This is a genomic window from Pseudomonas sp. PDM01 (assembly GCF_014852325.1).
Lineage (GTDB): Bacteria > Pseudomonadota > Gammaproteobacteria > Pseudomonadales > Pseudomonadaceae > Aquipseudomonas > Aquipseudomonas migulae.
The window spans coordinates 142,121-157,153 of sequence record NZ_JACVBK010000011.1; the positions used below are offsets into that span (position 1 = coordinate 142,121).

The window sequence follows — 15,033 nt, forward strand, 5'->3', positions numbered from 1 at the left end:
GCGTTGGGAGGCTGATCAGCCATTTCAGGCGGCGTAATGGCTGATCAACCTGCTCTCGTCAGTGGCTAGAACGTCCGGTCATCTCCAGGGCCATTTCGCTGGCATAGCTGTCGGTCATGCCGGCGATGAAGTCAATCATGCGCAGGAACGACGTGTGCAATGGACCGTGAGGGTCTGGCGCGTTGTTACCCAGCAAATCGAGGATGCGACGGCTCTTGAACGAAGGCGCCCGCCCGTTGTGCTGTTCCAGGGCTGCGCCGCAGAAGGCGTTGAGCAGGATTTCCAGCGTGGTATAGGCACCGATTTCGTGTAGGGTCTTGCGCTTGTCCTGAAAGATTTTCTTGCGCGCCATGTCCTTGGCATTCAGTACGCAACGCTTGGCCGGACCGTGCATGTGCTCCACCAGATCACCGGGCAGTGTACCGGCCAGCAATGCATCCTGTTGCTCGACAAAAGCGCGGGCGGCGGCGTTGGTCAGGTGTTCGATGGCCTTGCCGCGCAGGATCGCCAGTTTGCGTCGGCGCGAGTCACTCGGGCCGAGCAGGCGATAGGTTTCCGGCAGATCGTCGCCGACCAGGTCCAGCAACAGGGACTCGACTTCAGCGTACTCCAGCAACTCCATTTCCAGACCGTCTTCCAGATCGATCAGCGCGTAGCAGATGTCATCGGCGGCCTCCATCAGATAGACCAGCGGATGGCGGGCCCAGCGCTGCTCTTCGAGTTGCGGCAGGCCGAGTTTATGGGCGATCTGCTCCAGCAGCGGCAACTCACTCTGATAGCAGCCGAATTTGTGCTTCTTGTAACCCAGCGAATCGGCGTGCATGGCCGTCCATGGGTATTTCAGGTAAGTGCCCAGCGTGGCGTAGGTCAACCGGGTACCGCCATCGAACTGATGGTACTCAAGCTGCGTGAGCACCCGGAAACCTTGGGCGTTGCCTTCGAAGTTGAGGAAGTCATTGCGTTCGGCTTCGCTCATTGCATCCAGCCAGCCGCGGCCGGCGGCCTGTTGGAACCAGTGACGGATCGCGTCTTCGCCGGAGTGGCCGAAGGGCGGGTTGCCGATGTCGTGGGCCAGGCAAGCGGATTGCACCACCATGCCCAGGTCACTGGGTTCGCACCAGTCGGGCAGGGCGCTGCGGATGGTTTCACCGACACGCATGCCCAGCGAGCGGCCGACGCAACTGACTTCCAGCGAGTGGGTCAGGCGCGTGTGGATGTGATCGTTGCTGGTGACCGGATGCACCTGGGTCTTGCGTCCGAGGCGGCGAAACGCTCCCGAGAAAATGATGCGGTCGTGGTCTTTGTGGAAAGGGCTGCGGCCGAGTTCTTCCGGGCTGTGCAGCGGCTTTCCGAGGCGTTCGCGGGTAAGCAGGGTTTGCCAATCCAAGGCTGATTCTCTCCGTCAGGTGACTGATGCCTTAAGCTTCCCGGTTCGCGTCAGGACCTGCAAGCGGAACTACAGCCCCGCAGCGTCGATGTCGATGAGCAGCAGTCGCTCGCCGTTGGCGAAAAATTGCCCGGCGGTGAGGCAGTACTGGTTGCTGGTGGCGTCGCGGTAAGTGTTGGAAAGCGTCAGTCGGCGCTCATCCCAACCCTCCGCCAGCAAATGATAAAAGTACGGACGCCATGACCAGTTATGGCCCAAGTAGCGATCGTCGGCTTCCCAGCCGCTGTTGCGCCATTCGAGGTTGGGCGTCAGTTGGGTGCCGTGGCGGTCGCATTGATAGAAACGCAAGAGCCAGGGAAAGGCGTCCAATTGTGGCAATGCGCTCAGCGGTGCGCTGGCCTGGGCCCAGGCTTGCAGAATCGCCATCAGCTCGCAAAGTTGCTGGCGCATGCTCATCAGGCGACCGCGCTCAGTCAGTTTTTGCTGTACATAGCGCTGACGCAGCTGGGCGAAGCGCTCGACGAAGGCGTCGGTGGCGAAGAAGTCTGCTTGCGCGCGGGCGAACAGAAAACCCTGCACATAACGCGATCCGCACTCCAGGGCAAAATTCAATTGAGCCTCGGTTTCCACCCCTTCGGCAATGATCCAGCACCCGGTTTTCTCCGCCATTTGCGCCAGGGCCTTGACCACGTCGCTGCTGGGGCCGCCCAACGCCGCGGCCTGGAACAGCCGCATGTCGAGCTTGAGAATGTCCGGTTGCAGGGCCAGCACGCGATCAAGCTGTGAGTAACCGGCACCGAAATCATCGATGGCGATTCGCGCGCCGGCGTGTCGGTATCGCGCCACCACGTCGGCCAGACGCTGGATGTCACCGCCCAGTTCAGTGATCTCGAACACGATTCGCTGCGGGTCGACGCCGTGCCGGCTCAATTGCTTGAGGCTCGGCAGTGCCTGGTCCGCACGCAAGCGACTGATCCAGCGCGGTGACATGTTCAGGCTGAGAAACCACTCCGGGGGCGCTTCATGCAAACGGCTCAGGGCGTTATCGCGGATCTGGCGGTCCAGGCGACGCAGGGCGATGGCGGGTGTTCTCGGGTCGGCGAACAGTGGACCCACCGAGGCCAATTGACCGTCGGCCTGACGCAGTCGGCCCAGTGCTTCGACGCCGGCGATACGGCCGGTGGCGGTATCGATGAACGGCTGAAAGCAGGCGAGCGGTTGCCCGTCGATCACGAGGCCTCCTTAGTAAGGTCTTGTTTTTGGATTGAACCTGATGCCGGGTAGGCGTGCAGGTTTGAACCCCTCGATAAAGAGGTTCATCCCGGTGATGTTGCAAGAATGCAGCCAGCTAGTGGCTTCAGTGTTTGGGCGAGTTGCCTTGCAGGATCAGCTTGATCAGCGGCCCCAGCGTGGTGCCTAGCCGAACCAGTCGAGTCAGGCTGCTGACGCCACCGCTCTTGGCGCCCTTGCCGGTCAAAAAGCCCAGCAGGGTCACGGCCGCTACGCCCCAGAGCGGGGCGTGCTTGATGCCGAAGCCGTCTTGCAGGTTTTGTGTCATCCCGCGCACACGTTGCAAGGGTTGCAGCAGTTGCGCGGATTCGTGACGGATTTCCTGGCGATGCATTTCCATACGCAGACGGATCAGCGCCTTGCGCATTTCCGTGCGCGAGCTGTTGTGAGGCAGTTCAGGCAGGCTCATGGCAGCAGGCGCTCCCGATCGTTGGCCAGTTCTTCCAGGGTGCCATTGAAGGGCGAGGATTCATCGAAAATCGCTGCTCTCAAGCGCATCGCGCAGAAGATGGCCGCGAGGGTGTAGAACACGCAGAGCCCGATGATGGCGGGCAGGCGATAGGTGTCCCAAAACAGGATCAACACCAGCGTCGACAACCCCACCAGCAACAGCAAGGCAAACACCAGCGCCAGGCCTGCGAACAGCAACAGGCTGACGGTGCGGGCTTTTTGTTCCTGCAATTCGATGCCGAACAGTTCGACATGGCTGTGCAGCAGTCCAAGGAAAGCGGCACCCAGGCGCCGCGATGAGGAGCTTGGGCCCGTCGCGGACGAGCCGGATTCACCGATCGTCATAATCAGCGCCGTGTTGCCAGCAGACCGATCAGGAAACCCACGCCGGCCGCGATCCCGACCGATTGCCATGGGTTGGCCTGAACATAGTCTTCAGTGGCGGTGACGGCGGCCTTGCCGCGTTCGCGCAGGGAGTCTTCAGTCAGTTTCAAGGTTTCGCGTGCACGCAGCAGGCTGTCGTGGATCTGTTCGCGCAACTCATCCGCCTGATCACCGGCCAATGTGGCGGTGTGTTCCAGCAACCGCTCGGTGTCGCTGACCAGGGTCTGGAAGTCGTTCATCAGGATTTCTTGAGCAGTCTTTGCCTTGATGCTGGCCATTGGTGATCTCCGTAAGTGGCTTCTGTTGCGTTCGAGTATGAGCCTTGCGCGAAGGTTCAGTACAAATGACTGGTACAACTTTTGCTATGTCGTGGTGCGTCAGCCTGCGTGTTTGCGCTGTTGCTGGGCAAGAATCGAGCAAAACCTTATCTCAAATAATGAAACCTCGCGCAAAGGTTCCAACCTTGTGCGCCAAAGTGACTCATCGGGATCAATGGACTGATCCGGCGAAGTTGCAACTTGGTGCATGAATTGTCTGCGCGAACTGCTTTGGTGCTTTTTTAGCCTTCAGGTCTGCCAACTCCATGGAAAATCTGCAAAGCGCTGTGGACAGTCTGGTCCATAGCTCCAACACGTTGTTCATTCTGATCGGTGCAGTCATGGTCTTGGCCATGCACGCCGGTTTTGCCTTTCTCGAAGTCGGCACGGTTCGACAGAAGAATCAGGTCAACGCCTTGTCGAAGATCCTCAGCGACTTCGCCATTTCGACCCTTGCCTACTTCTTTATAGGCTATTGGATTTCCTACGGGGTCACCTTCATGCAACCGGCGGCGGTGATCAATGCCGATCATGGCTATGGCCTGGTGAAGTTTTTCTTTCTGCTGACGTTCGCCGCAGCCATACCGGCAATCATTTCCGGCGGCATCGCCGAGCGCGCCCGGTTCGTTCCGCAGTTGTGTGCGACGGCGTTGATCGTGGCGTTCGTCTATCCCTTTTTCGAAGGCATGATCTGGAACGGCAACTTTGGCTTGCAGGCCTGGTTGCTGGCGCGCTTTGGTGCCAGCTTCCATGATTTCGCCGGTTCGGTGGTAGTCCATGCCATGGGCGGCTGGCTGGCGCTGGCAGCGGTGTTGTTGCTCGGGCCGAGGCAAGGTCGCTATCGCGAGGGACGCCTGGTGGCGTTCGCACCGTCGAGCATTCCCTTCCTGGCCCTGGGCTCGTGGATTCTCATTGTGGGCTGGTTCGGTTTTAACGTGATGAGTGCGCAAACCCTGCAGGGTGTCAGCGGGTTGGTCGCGGTGAACTCGCTGATGGCCATGGTGGGCGGCACCGTGGCGGCGCTGATCGTCGGGCGCAATGACCCCGGCTTTCTGCATAACGGCCCACTGGCCGGGCTGGTGGCGATCTGCGCCGGTTCCGATCTGATGCACCCGGTCGGCGCGCTCGTGACCGGCGCCATCGCCGGGGCGCTGTTTGTCTGGTGCTTTACCGCTGCGCAAGGCAAATGGCACATCGATGACGTATTGGGTGTCTGGCCGTTGCACGGTCTGTGCGGTGTCTGGGGCGGGATCGCCTGTGGCATTTTCGGTCAGAGCGCACTGGGTGGCCTGGGTGGGGTGAGCCTAGTCAGTCAGTTGATCGGAACCTCCCTCGGGGTGGTCGTGGCGCTGGCCGGCGGCTTTACCGTGTATGGCGTGATCAAGGCGTTCCATGGCCTGCGCCTGAGTCAGGAAGAAGAGTATTACGGCGCGGACCTGTCGGTGCACAAGATCGGCGCCGTGAGCCAGGACTGAGTCAGGTTTCTTCATCGTCGGCACCGGGATAAAAACCGTGCAGCAGGCGATAGCGGTCATGCCGTATCTGGTCGGCCCGCTCTTGGACCTGATGCGCGGGTATACCCAGCATGATCAACGCGTGGGAGGCGAGCATCAGGCTCGACTCCAGCAATTCGGGCACGACTTCGCTGGCGCCGGCTGCTTTCAACTCGGCCAGTTGGCTGTCGTCCCGAGTGCGTACCAGGATTGGAACGGTCGAGTTTAATCGGCGCGCCTCCTGGAGAATCAGCAACGCGATATCGGCCTGGTCCACGGCAATCACCAGCAGCCTGGCGCGCGCCAGTCCTACCGCCAGCAGCAGTTCACCGCGTCGTGAGTCGCCATAGTGCACACAGGTTTCACCCACGGCGGCTTCCTGGACACGCACCGGATCGGTGTCCAGCGCGATATAGGGCTGCAGCGCATTGCGCAGCGCTCGCCCGATCGACTGACCGACGCGACCATAACCACAGATCACCACATGGCTGTGCAGTCCGGCGTTCAGCGCGCTTATTTCGTCGAGCTTCGCTTCTTCGTTGGGCTTGCGGTGCAGACGCGTTGCGATGCGGGGCGCCGAACGCAGCAACAGTGGCGTCAGCAGCATCGAGCAGAAGGTCGCGGCCAGCAGCAGTCCGCCGAGGTCGGCGGGCATCATTTTGTTTTGTTGCATCAGGGCCATCAGCGCAAAACAGAACTCGCCGCCCTGGGCCAAAGCCAGGCCGCTGCGCCAGGCGGTTTCGACATCGCTGCCGCGCCATTTGACCAGCAGCGCGACCACGCAGCCTTTGATCAGCAGCAAGCCGATGGTCAGGCCGAGGATCAGCAGGCCGTGGCTGGCGAACAACTGCAGGTCGATCAACATGCCGATGCTGACGAAAAATACCCCGAGCAGAATGTCGCGGAACGGACGGATATCGGCCTCGATTTGATGGCGGTAATGACTTTCCCCCAGCAGCATGCCGGCGAGAAATGCCCCCAGGGCAGGGGAGAGACCGAGCAGGTGAGTCAGCCAGGCGGTCAGCAGCACAATGACCAGCGCCAGCAGCACAAACAGCTCGGCGGAGCGGGCCGCCGCCACTTCATGGAACAGCCGCGGCAGCAACCAGCGACTGGTCAGCAACAGCCCGACGAACAGCACAACGGTCTTGCCGAGCGTCACAGGTAACGCCCAGTACCAGGCCTGATCGCTGTTCCCGGCGAACACCGGCACCAGAGTCAGCAGCAACACCGCCACGACGTCCTGGAACAGCAACACCGCAATGGCGTTCTGGCCGTGGCTGCTGAAAATCTCGCCGAGACTGCCCAGCTCCTTGCTGACAATGGCGGTGGACGACAGCGACAGACCTGCGCCGAGCAGCAGTGCAGGGGTTACCGACATGCCGAGCAACATCAGCACCCCCCCAAGCAGTGTCGCGGTGACCAGTACTTGCAGGCCGCCCAGCCGAAACACCACGTGGCGCAACGCGAGCATTTTCGTCAGGGAAAACTCCAGTCCGAGGGAGAACAGCAGGAACACCACGCCCAGCTCGGCGAGGTCGGGCAACTCCTCGCTTTCATTGACCCAGTTGAACGCGGTCGGTCCGATCATCAACCCCACGCACAGATAGCCCAGCACCGGTGGCAGGCGCAGGCGCTGGAACAGTGCAATAACCACCAGAGAGGAGGCGAGGATGATCAACAGGTTGGCGAACACAAAAAACTCCGGTCAAGGTGCGAGTTACTCAAGCGTAGAGGCAAAAAAAGCCGCGAGCATCGCGCAAGTGACATTGCGCTTGAGTGATTTGAGTCAGGGAGTTGCCGAAAACTTTGGAAATGCGCCGTTGCCAAGGCGCCTGAGTCATTGGCTCGACTGCTTCTTATAGCGGGCCTAGAATAAACGCTCACTTTACCGGGTTCTGTGCTCATGCCTCCTGAATGTCAGCTTTTCGGCACCCTTGGGTGCCATCTTTGTGAAGTGGCCGAAGCCATGCTGATGGAATTTGTCGAGCGCGGTCTGCTGGTCGAGCTGGTGGATATCGCAGAGAACGAATCATGGTTCGAAGCTTACAGTTTGCGCATTCCGGTGTTACGGCGAGTCGATACCGGCGCTGAGCTGGGTTGGCCATTCAGTGCCGACCAGGTCGTGGCGTTCCTGCGCTGACCTCGACATTTTTCGCGATTCCCATCCGTCGCTGTTCTCGTTTCGGTCATTGGCGAAATGCAGGTTATTCGGTTACTGTATGTGCATACAGTTATTCCGATCACCTGCCGTGTTCTCTCTATTGCGGATTCAGGCAGGCGATCCCGGAAGTCAGAGGGATGAATCTTGGTCAATGTCGAACAGTTGAAGAACAGCGTGAACCGGATGTCGGTGGACGTAGTGCGTGAGGCCGTCCACGAGTTGCGTCTGGATGGCCTGGTCACGGAAGGAAAAACGCCGTTCAACAAGCTGCATTTCAATACCTGTTTCGCTGAAATCGAAGCACTGTTCCAGCGCGCGGGTTATCACCGGCAGCTGGACGTCGTGGGCTATCAGGGCTTGTTGTACGCACTTTACGATCCGGGTCGCTGGGAGGCGGTCGATGTGTTGCGCTGGCTCAAGGAATTCACTGAAGCGGCGGCGCGCACGCAGTCGATTCCGGCCTGAGGATTCTCTGCTAGGTTCGGTCCGGCCTCTGTTGGATAATGCCGCCCTGCATTGAGGGTCAGAACTTCCGTATGTCCACTTCATCTTTTTCTGCTGCGCACAGCCAGGCCAGCACGCTCTACTTGCCGCCTGGCCCGTGGCAGACCGTACTTGAATGCCTGTGCGAGCACTTCAGTGCCATCGGTCGCGAGCAATGGCTGGACCGAATCGCCCGCGGTCGCGTCCTCGATGGGCACGGTACGCCAATCGCCCTTGATCTTCCTTACAAGGAAGGCCTGCGGATTCACTACTTTCGGGAAGTGCCGGACGAAAAGCCGATCCCTGTGGTCGAGTCGATTCTGTACGCGGACGAGCACCTGGTGGTGGCAGACAAGCCGCATTTCCTGCCTGTGACGCCAGCGGGTGAATATGTCGAGCAGACGCTGCTTCGACGGTTGATCCGTCGGCTGGATAACCCGCACCTGGTACCGTTGCATCGCATTGATCGGCATACGGCGGGGCTGGTGCTGTTTTCAGCCAATCCTCAGAGCCGTTCCGCGTATCAGTCGTTGTTTCCAACGCGGCAGATCGAAAAGCGCTATGAGGCTATTGCCAGGGCATTGCCGGAACTGACCTTTCCCTTGGTCCACAAGAGTCGGCTCGTTGATGGCGAGCCTTTCTTTCGTATGCAAGAGGGGCCGGGCGCCAGCAATACCGAGACGGCCGTCGAGGTCAGGGAGAAGAACGGCGATCTCTGGCGATATGCGCTTTACCCGGTGACAGGCAAGAAGCATCAGTTGCGGGTGCACATGACGGCTTTGGGGGCCAGCATCTGCAATGACCCGTTCTATCCGCAAGTGCTCAAGGATGTCGAAGACGACTATGCCAATCCGTTGAAGTTGCTCGCACAAGGGCTTCGGTTTGTGGACCCGGTCACGGGTGAGGAAAGAGACTTCGAGAGCGCTATCACCCTGCAATGGTGATGGCTGTTTTTCAGCCACGAAAAAGCCCGCATAAAGCGGGCTTTTCTGTATCCGGTTGGTGCCGCAAAGATTACAGCTCTTTGACGGTACGAACTTGATCCTTGTTGACGCGGGTTTGTTTGCCGTCCAACTGTTCAAATTCGTAGAAACCCGATTCCTTATCGTATTTTGGCGAGTCGACAGCCTGGATTTCGCGACCGTCATTCAAGGTGATCACTGCAGGCGATGCGCAACCGGCAAGGGTAGCGAGGCCGAGTGCGAGCATGAAAGCGGCGAGGGTCCGTTGAGTCATGAGTGTGTCTCCGAATATGAATTCTTTTGGTAACTGAGCTTGAGACGTTCGCGACACGTGCAAGTTCATTCTCGTGTCAGTCTGACACAGTGTTGTGGGCACTTAACAGTTCCGGTGTATTGAGGTTGGCCAGGCGAGGATCGTTGTCGGGGCATTGCAACGCCGTGGCGCCCAGTTTGCGCATGAGGCGCCCCGGGCTGCGTTCGCCGTCATTCCAGGCACTTTCGAACGCTTCTCGCAGGGCAACCGGAATGATGCACAGCAAGGGTTCCCAGTGTCCGTCATGGCGCAGCATCAGCGGTTTGTCCGGATGCTGGCTGGCGGTTTCGCGCATGCTGTGGAGCAGCGCGGCATCGATGCGCGGTACGTCACAAGGCAATACCAGCAGATACGCATGACGAGCGGCCTTCAGGCCTGCACGCATGCCAGCCAGCGGACCGGGGAAATCGCCTTCGTCGTCATGGACCAACTGGTCGGCGTAGGGCGCATACTTTTCCAGATTCCTGTTGCAGGAGATGATCAGGTCATCGCTCAACGGACGGGTCTTGCGATGCAAATGCGCGATCAGTGGCTCGCCGTGCCACTCGATCAGCCCTTTGTCCTGGCCGCCCATGCGTTGGCCGCGCCCCCCTGCCAGGAGCAGAATGGAACAGGGTGGCAAATGTGTATTCGAGGTCATGGCAGGTCTCCATGGGGGCGGCGAAAAAAGGAGGCGCTGTGATATAACACCGGGCTGTTTCTCCTACAACTGGACGAGCCTATGAAAGCCAAGGCTGATGTACCTTTCGCACCGCTCAACATCGCGGTGCTGACTGTCAGCGATACCCGTACTCTGGAAACCGACACGTCAGGCCAGGTCTTCGTTGACCGCTTGATCGCTGCTGGCCATAACCTGGCCTCTCGGGTTCTGCTCAAAGATGACCTCTACAAAATCCGCGCGCAAGTCGCCAACTGGATTGCCGACGATGTGGTGCAGGTTGTCCTGATCACAGGTGGTACGGGATTCACCGGGCGCGACAGCACGCCCGAAGCGGTGAGCTGCCTGCTGGACAAGCAGGTCGATGGATTTGGCGAGCTTTTCCGGCAGATATCGGTGGCGGATATTGGCTCCTCCACTGTTCAGTCCCGCGCCTTGGCCGGTTTGGCCAATGGCACGCTGGTCTGCTGCTTGCCCGGCTCGACCAACGCTGTGCGAACCGGTTGGGACGGTATTCTCGCTGAGCAACTGGATTCGCGGCACCGCCCATGCAATTTCGTGCCTCATCTGAAACAGGCGCAGCCCTGTGAATCCCGTGGGTAAGCCAGGCAAGACAGGCAGCCTGATGGCTGTCGAAGTCGCACTGGCGCGCTTGCTGGAAATGGCTGAAGCCACGCCGATTCGTGAGCGTGAGCGCCCGCCCCTGGCGCAGGTTGAGGGTCGTGTTCTGGCCGATGACCTGATCTCGACGCTTGATCTTCCTCCGTGGCCCAACAGTGCAATGGATGGTTATGCGTTGCGCGCGGCCGACTGGACGGGAGAGCCGTTGGTGGTCAGCCAGAAGATTTTTGCAGGCAACGCTCCGCCGCCTTTGACGCCCGGCACCTGTGCGCGAATCTTCACTGGTGCGCCGGTTCCTGCTGGGGCCGACTGCGTCGAGATGCAGGAAAACGCCGAAATCCAGGCGGATGAACGAGTCCGTTTCACCGATGCCCTGGCGCCAGGACAAAACATCCGGCCACAAGGCCAGGAAACTACCGTCGGTGAACTGATTCTGCCAGCCGGCACACGGCTTGGGCCAATTGAGCAGGGCCTGGCTGCTTCACTGGGATGCGCAGAGCTTGAGGTGATTCGCAAAGTTCGCGTCGCCGTTTTGTCCACCGGTGATGAATTGGTTGAACCGGGTAAGCCGCTGGGACCTGGCCAGATCTACAACAGCAATCGTGTGTTGCTCTGCAGCTGGTTGCAGCGATTGGGTTGTGAGGTGATCGACGCCGGTATTCTTCCAGATGACCTCGAGACCACTCGTGCCCGTCTTGCCAGTTTGGCAAGCGTCGACCTGATCCTCTCGACCGGTGGCGTATCGGTGGGTGAGGCGGATTTTCTGGGCATTGCCTTACGGGAGGAGGGCGAGCTGACATTGTGGAAACTCGCTATCAAACCGGGCAAACCGCTGACCTTCGGACATTTCCGTGGGGTTCCGGTCATTGGTTTACCCGGTAACCCGGCGTCGACCCTGGTGACCTTTGCCTTGTTGGCAAGGCCCTACCTATTACGCCGCCAAGGCGTAAAAGTGGTTGAACCGCTGAAATTTCAGGTGCCGGCAGGGTTTAACTGGACCAAAGCCGGCAGTCGACGCGAGTACTTGCGTGGACGTCTGGAAAACGGCCGGGCGATCATCTACAAAAATCAGAGTTCAGGTGTACTGCGCAGCGCAGCCTGGGCCGATGGTCTGGTTGAAGTGCTGGAGGATCACACGCTGATCGAAGGTGACAGCGTGTATTTCATCCCGCTGAGCGAAGTTCTGGGCTGATACCTGCCTCACGCTGGCCACGCAAACCCGGTTGATCGAACCGGGTTTTGCGTTGATGGCTGACGCCTAATGTGCGATGAGTGCCACGACCTGGTCGAAACGACTGTTGGCGATCCAGCCCAGAAGGCCGAGCACCACGGCAGTGCCACCGGCTGAATAGGCAAGCCGGTGTTTGATCGATTTCACGTCACTGCGGACTTCATCCATGTCTCTTCGGATGTATTCGAGGTGAGTTTCCAGTTCGACGACGCGAGGTTCCATTTCGGCTTCTCCAGTGGGTTTTGCATTTTTATTGAATTCGGCTTGCTGTTTGGCCCGTCTTTCCGCGAGTGGTGCAACCGGAATGCCCGGTAACCTGATGTCATGGCTTTGCATGGTACGTCCCTGTAATTCCTGCTGATGACTGATAAACCGCAGCCACCAAGGTGTACCAATCAAACGGGTGGGTCAATTGAGCCGATTCCTCAGGTTTTGTAAGAAAAAATCCCGCCTTGTAGGACCTCAATCCCGGACTCCTTGAAATAATTCGGTTTCCTGCGACTTTTATGGTGCGCATCGCGGTCAACATCTCCCATACGGAATGCAAACATGGGGGTGATCACAATGAGCGAACGCAAGGCACTGTTGATTCTGCATGGCAAGCAGGCGCTCAACGAGGAGGTTCGTGCGGCGGTCGAGGGCAGGCGCGCACAAGGTTGGGAGTTGGCTGTTCGATTGACCTGGGAGGCCGGCGACGCACGACGCCTGGTGGATGAGGCTCTGGCGGCGGGCTACAGGCAGATCATCGCTGGGGGCGGTGACGGAACGTTGCGTGATATTGCCGAAGCCATGGCTGCACAGTCGACGCAGGCCAGTCTGGTGCTGATGCCGTTGGGAACCGCCAACGATTTCGCGCGCGCTGCCGGTGTGCCTCTGGAACCCGCCCAAGCCTTGAATCTTCTGGAAACTGAGCCGTGTGCCATCGACCTGGGAGAGGTCGGCGGGCAGGTGTTTCTGAATATGGCCACGGGCGGCTTCGGCAGTCAGGTCACGGCCAATACCTCAGAGGAATTAAAGAAAGTGCTTGGAGGTGCGGCCTACCTGTTCACGGGGTTGTCACGTTTCAGCGAGTTGCATGCGGCCTATGGCGAGCTGCATGGCCCGGATTTTCAGTGGAGTGGCGAGCTGCTGGCACTGGGCATCGGCAATGGCCGCCAGGCGGGCGGTGGTCACGTACTGTGCCCACAGGCGCTGGCGGATGACGGTCTGCTGGATATCAGTATTCTGCCTGCACCGCAGGAAGTGGTGGGTACGTTGAAAAGTTTGCTCTCCGACGGCTTCGGTATCGACAGCATGTTTGTGCGCGCCCGTCTGCCATGGGTCGAGATCAAGGTCTCGGAAGGTCTTTACATCAATCTCGATGGTGAACCACTGGAAGGCGACAGCTTGCGTTTCTCGGCGCGCCCGGCAGCACTGCGGGTGCATTTGCCCGAGGACTCGCCGCTGCTGAGCGTTCCGGCAATGATCAGTCGTCCAGACTGATGATTTGCTCGCGCACGGCGAACAGCACCAGGCCTGCCACGTCGTAAATCTGCAAGCGCTTCATGATTTGCGAGCGGTGGGTTTCGACCGTCTTGATACTCAAACCCAGGCCATTGGCGATTTCCCGGGTGGATTTTCCGCGAACAATCAGCCGCAGGATTTCCAGCTGACGTGCCGTCAGGTTGTGCGAGTCCGCGGGTTCCGGCTGATGTTTCTGGTTGCGGGTCAGCGCCTGGTTGATGACCGTATGGGCGATGGCCGGGCTCAGGTAGCGCTCGTTGTTGCGCAGGGCTTCCAGGGCATGTTCGAGTTCTGTGGCCGTGGTGTCCTTGAGCAGGTAACCGTGGGCGCCGGATTCCAGTGCCTGCATGATGAGCGCCGGGTCGGTGTGCATCGACAGAATCAGTACCTTGCTTTGCGGGCGTACGCGCTTGAGGCGCTGCAAGGCTTCAAGGCCACCGGTTTCCTTCATGGAAATATCCAGCAGCACGATGTCCGGGGACAGATGCTCGACCATTTCGAGCAGCTGCGAGCCGTCATTGGCCTCGCCGATGACGGCGTAGCCGGGAATATCCAGCACCAGAGCGCGCACGCCAGCCCTGATAAGCGAGTGGTCATCCACCAGAAGTAAGTTACAAGTCAACGCATAACCTTATTCGTACTGGCCCGTTCGAGCGCACGTGGCGCCCAGGGGAAGAGAGCTTCGATTTGAGTACCTTTGCCCGGTTCGCTGGTGACGGTCAATGTACCGCCCAGTTGATCGATACGTTCCGACATTCCGGCCATTCCGCGCTGGCCCTCACGACCCGGATCCGTCGCCGGCGCGAAACCCAGGCCGTCGTCGCTGATCAACAGCGTCAAGCCTTGAGGCTGGCGTTGCAGGCGGACCAACAGATTTTTCGCCTCGGCGTGGCGCAGTATGTTGGTCACCGCTTCCTGGGTGATTCGAAAGGCGGCCACCGCCATTTCTTCGGGGATGCCGGTCAAGCGTGAATGGCATTCCAGGCTCCAGTTCACCGTCGTATTGCCCAGTGTCTTGAGCAAATGTGCACGCAGACTGGCTTCCAGCCCCAGGCTGGTCAACTGTCTGGGGTTGAGGATGGCCGATACGTCACGCACTTTGGTCAGGGTTTCTTCCAGCGTGTCGCAGAGCGCCGCGCATTGCTCTTGCAGTTCTTCGGGCATTCGGCGTCTGAGCCAATCACTTTGAAGTTTTGCCGCGGTCAATAACTGGCCAATATCGTCATGCAGTTCACGACTGAGCCGGTGGCGTTCGTTCTCCTGAACCTTCAATAAACGGTCGGCGAGCTCTTGAGGCTCGAACTTTATCGACTTGCGCGACAGGCGATGCTGCACCCAGACGCACGTCAGCGCTGCAATATTGAGCAGCAGCAGACTTAACGGCAAGCGTGTGGACAGGCCATAGATCAGCAGGCTGCCGAGCGCCGAGCAGGTACACAACAAAAGCGTGAACCGACGCGCGTTTACTCGGGAGGGGGGCCACATGGTGATTGACTTGAGGCTGGCGTACATAACGGATGGAGCCAATGGATGTTCGCTGCGGGCAGACCGGTCTAATGGACTGACGGGTCTCTGTCTGAGTCACTCTGCCATTAATTGACGTCAACTAATGGTCGGCATAATACCACTTAACATACCGTTGGTCGCGTTCGGTATATATGTCTATAGAGTCAGGAAATAAAGGTTTTGGACGATAGTTCCACAATGGAAAAGTTTATCGGCAGGAAGGGAATAGTTACTTGTATCGGGCTGTCGTTGACAGGCATGAAATATTCAA

At 59.2% G+C, this 15,033-nt stretch carries 18 protein-coding genes; 7 read left to right on the forward strand and 11 right to left on the reverse strand.

Features of this window, described 5'->3' with window-relative positions; translation table 11 throughout:
• Nucleotides 1-58 precede the first annotated feature (58 nt).
• From IB246_RS25400 to IB246_RS25420, 5 genes are all read right to left on the reverse strand, one after another.
• Nucleotides 59-1,387 (reverse strand): deoxyguanosinetriphosphate triphosphohydrolase, encoded by a 1,329-nt coding sequence (locus IB246_RS25400; RefSeq protein WP_008044371.1) that lies wholly within the window; start codon nt 1,385-1,387, stop codon nt 59-61.
• A 69-nt stretch (nt 1,388-1,456) separates the two neighbouring features.
• On the reverse strand, nt 1,457-2,620 hold the full coding sequence (locus tag IB246_RS25405; protein ID WP_008044374.1) for an EAL domain-containing protein: 1,164 nt from the start codon (nt 2,618-2,620) through the stop codon (nt 1,457-1,459).
• A gap of 124 nt (nt 2,621-2,744) precedes the next feature.
• Complete coding sequence (locus IB246_RS25410; protein ID WP_008044376.1) at nt 2,745-3,086, reverse strand: hypothetical protein; 342 nt, start codon at nt 3,084-3,086, stop codon at nt 2,745-2,747.
• Nucleotides 3,083-3,472, reverse strand: a complete 390-nt coding sequence (locus tag IB246_RS25415; protein WP_008044383.1) for a phage holin family protein — start codon at nt 3,470-3,472, stop codon at nt 3,083-3,085. Before IB246_RS25415 ends, IB246_RS25410 begins: the two co-directional genes overlap by 4 nt.
• 2 nt (nt 3,473-3,474) lie before the next feature.
• Nucleotides 3,475-3,789, reverse strand: a complete 315-nt coding sequence (locus tag IB246_RS25420) for a DUF883 family protein (RefSeq protein ID WP_008030332.1) — start codon at nt 3,787-3,789, stop codon at nt 3,475-3,477.
• A gap of 305 nt (nt 3,790-4,094) precedes the next feature.
• Between IB246_RS25420 and IB246_RS25425 the strand changes: the two genes are divergently transcribed.
• Nucleotides 4,095-5,303: an ammonium transporter gene (locus IB246_RS25425; RefSeq protein WP_008044385.1), complete on the forward strand. Its 1,209-nt coding sequence runs from the start codon at nt 4,095-4,097 to the stop codon at nt 5,301-5,303.
• Between the two features lies 1 nt (nt 5,304).
• Here the strand turns inward: IB246_RS25425 and IB246_RS25430 are convergent, their stop codons facing one another.
• On the reverse strand, nt 5,305-7,017 hold the full coding sequence (locus IB246_RS25430; RefSeq protein ID WP_008044387.1) for a cation:proton antiporter: 1,713 nt from the start codon (nt 7,015-7,017) through the stop codon (nt 5,305-5,307).
• Nucleotides 7,018-7,227: 210 nt separating this feature from the next.
• On the opposite strand from IB246_RS25430, the gene IB246_RS25435 reads away from it, so the two are divergent.
• The 3 genes from IB246_RS25435 to IB246_RS25445 all read left to right on the forward strand — a co-directional run bounded on the left by IB246_RS25435 (nt 7,228) and on the right by IB246_RS25445 (nt 8,912).
• Nucleotides 7,228-7,464: a glutaredoxin family protein gene (locus tag IB246_RS25435; RefSeq protein WP_008030325.1), complete on the forward strand. Its 237-nt coding sequence runs from the start codon at nt 7,228-7,230 to the stop codon at nt 7,462-7,464.
• A 165-nt stretch (nt 7,465-7,629) separates the two neighbouring features.
• Nucleotides 7,630-7,950, forward strand: coding sequence for a hypothetical protein (locus IB246_RS25440; RefSeq protein ID WP_008030323.1), 321 nt, complete (start codon nt 7,630-7,632; stop codon nt 7,948-7,950).
• 71 nt (nt 7,951-8,021) lie between these two features.
• On the forward strand, nt 8,022-8,912 hold the full coding sequence (locus IB246_RS25445) for a pseudouridine synthase (RefSeq protein ID WP_032832869.1): 891 nt from the start codon (nt 8,022-8,024) through the stop codon (nt 8,910-8,912).
• Between the two features lie 70 nt (nt 8,913-8,982).
• On the opposite strand, the gene IB246_RS25450 is transcribed toward IB246_RS25445, so the two are convergent.
• Nucleotides 8,983-9,204 carry a YgdI/YgdR family lipoprotein gene (locus IB246_RS25450; RefSeq protein WP_008030318.1) on the reverse strand — a complete coding sequence of 74 codons (222 nt, stop codon included), beginning with the start codon at nt 9,202-9,204 and terminating at the stop codon, nt 8,983-8,985.
• 76 nt (nt 9,205-9,280) lie between these two features.
• Nucleotides 9,281-9,883 carry a molybdenum cofactor guanylyltransferase MobA gene (gene mobA / locus IB246_RS25455; RefSeq protein ID WP_008044392.1) on the reverse strand — a complete coding sequence of 201 codons (603 nt, stop codon included), beginning with the start codon at nt 9,881-9,883 and terminating at the stop codon, nt 9,281-9,283.
• 81 nt (nt 9,884-9,964) lie between these two features.
• On the opposite strand from mobA, the gene moaB reads away from it, so the two are divergent.
• Complete coding sequence (moaB, locus tag IB246_RS25460) at nt 9,965-10,504, forward strand: molybdenum cofactor biosynthesis protein B (protein ID WP_008030315.1); 540 nt, start codon at nt 9,965-9,967, stop codon at nt 10,502-10,504.
• A 22-nt stretch (nt 10,505-10,526) separates the two neighbouring features.
• Nucleotides 10,527-11,714 (forward strand): gephyrin-like molybdotransferase Glp, encoded by a 1,188-nt coding sequence (gene glp / locus IB246_RS25465; RefSeq protein ID WP_008044395.1) that lies wholly within the window; start codon nt 10,527-10,529, stop codon nt 11,712-11,714.
• Nucleotides 11,715-11,780: 66 nt separating this feature from the next.
• Here glp and IB246_RS25470 read toward each other — a convergent pair whose 3' ends face one another.
• Nucleotides 11,781-12,089, reverse strand: coding sequence for a hypothetical protein (locus tag IB246_RS25470; protein ID WP_081500235.1), 309 nt, complete (start codon nt 12,087-12,089; stop codon nt 11,781-11,783).
• Nucleotides 12,090-12,317: 228 nt separating this feature from the next.
• Here IB246_RS25470 and yegS point away from each other — a divergent pair, with 228 nt between their 5' ends.
• The gene (yegS, locus tag IB246_RS25475) at nt 12,318-13,235 is read left to right on the forward strand and encodes a lipid kinase YegS (RefSeq protein WP_032832873.1); all 918 of its coding nucleotides are present in this window, start codon (nt 12,318-12,320) and stop codon (nt 13,233-13,235) included.
• Here the strand turns inward: yegS and IB246_RS25480 are convergent.
• Nucleotides 13,219-13,878, reverse strand: coding sequence for a response regulator transcription factor (locus IB246_RS25480; protein WP_032828800.1), 660 nt, complete (start codon nt 13,876-13,878; stop codon nt 13,219-13,221). The two genes, yegS and IB246_RS25480, sit on opposite strands and share 17 nt — an antisense overlap.
• The gene (locus IB246_RS25485; RefSeq protein ID WP_008030303.1) at nt 13,875-14,768 is read right to left on the reverse strand and encodes a sensor histidine kinase; all 894 of its coding nucleotides are present in this window, start codon (nt 14,766-14,768) and stop codon (nt 13,875-13,877) included. Before IB246_RS25485 ends, IB246_RS25480 begins: the two co-directional genes overlap by 4 nt.
• Nucleotides 14,769-15,033 lie beyond the last annotated feature (265 nt).

What these genes read in the sequence shown, in the direction of transcription:
- IB246_RS25410 (WP_008044376.1), bottom strand. Translation starts at nt 3,086, where the DNA reads ATGAGCCTGCCTGAACTGCCTCACAACAGCTCGCGCACGGAAATGCGC.
- IB246_RS25415 (WP_008044383.1), bottom strand. Translation starts at nt 3,472, where the DNA reads ATGACGATCGGTGAATCCGGCTCGTCCGCGACGGGCCCAAGCTCCTCA.
- IB246_RS25420 (WP_008030332.1), bottom strand. Translation starts at nt 3,789, where the DNA reads ATGGCCAGCATCAAGGCAAAGACTGCTCAAGAAATCCTGATGAACGAC.
- IB246_RS25425 (WP_008044385.1), top strand. Translation starts at nt 4,095, where the DNA reads ATGGAAAATCTGCAAAGCGCTGTGGACAGTCTGGTCCATAGCTCCAAC.
- IB246_RS25435 (WP_008030325.1), top strand. Translation starts at nt 7,228, where the DNA reads ATGCCTCCTGAATGTCAGCTTTTCGGCACCCTTGGGTGCCATCTTTGT.
- IB246_RS25445 (WP_032832869.1), top strand. Translation starts at nt 8,022, where the DNA reads ATGTCCACTTCATCTTTTTCTGCTGCGCACAGCCAGGCCAGCACGCTC.
- IB246_RS25450 (WP_008030318.1), bottom strand. Translation starts at nt 9,204, where the DNA reads ATGACTCAACGGACCCTCGCCGCTTTCATGCTCGCACTCGGCCTCGCT.
- mobA (WP_008044392.1), bottom strand. Translation starts at nt 9,883, where the DNA reads ATGACCTCGAATACACATTTGCCACCCTGTTCCATTCTGCTCCTGGCA.
- moaB (WP_008030315.1), top strand. Translation starts at nt 9,965, where the DNA reads ATGAAAGCCAAGGCTGATGTACCTTTCGCACCGCTCAACATCGCGGTG.
- glp (WP_008044395.1), top strand. Translation starts at nt 10,527, where the DNA reads ATGGCTGTCGAAGTCGCACTGGCGCGCTTGCTGGAAATGGCTGAAGCC.
- IB246_RS25470 (WP_081500235.1), bottom strand. Translation starts at nt 12,089, where the DNA reads ATGCAAAGCCATGACATCAGGTTACCGGGCATTCCGGTTGCACCACTC.
- yegS (WP_032832873.1), top strand. Translation starts at nt 12,318, where the DNA reads ATGAGCGAACGCAAGGCACTGTTGATTCTGCATGGCAAGCAGGCGCTC.
- IB246_RS25485 (WP_008030303.1), bottom strand. Translation starts at nt 14,768, where the DNA reads ATGTACGCCAGCCTCAAGTCAATCACCATGTGGCCCCCCTCCCGAGTA.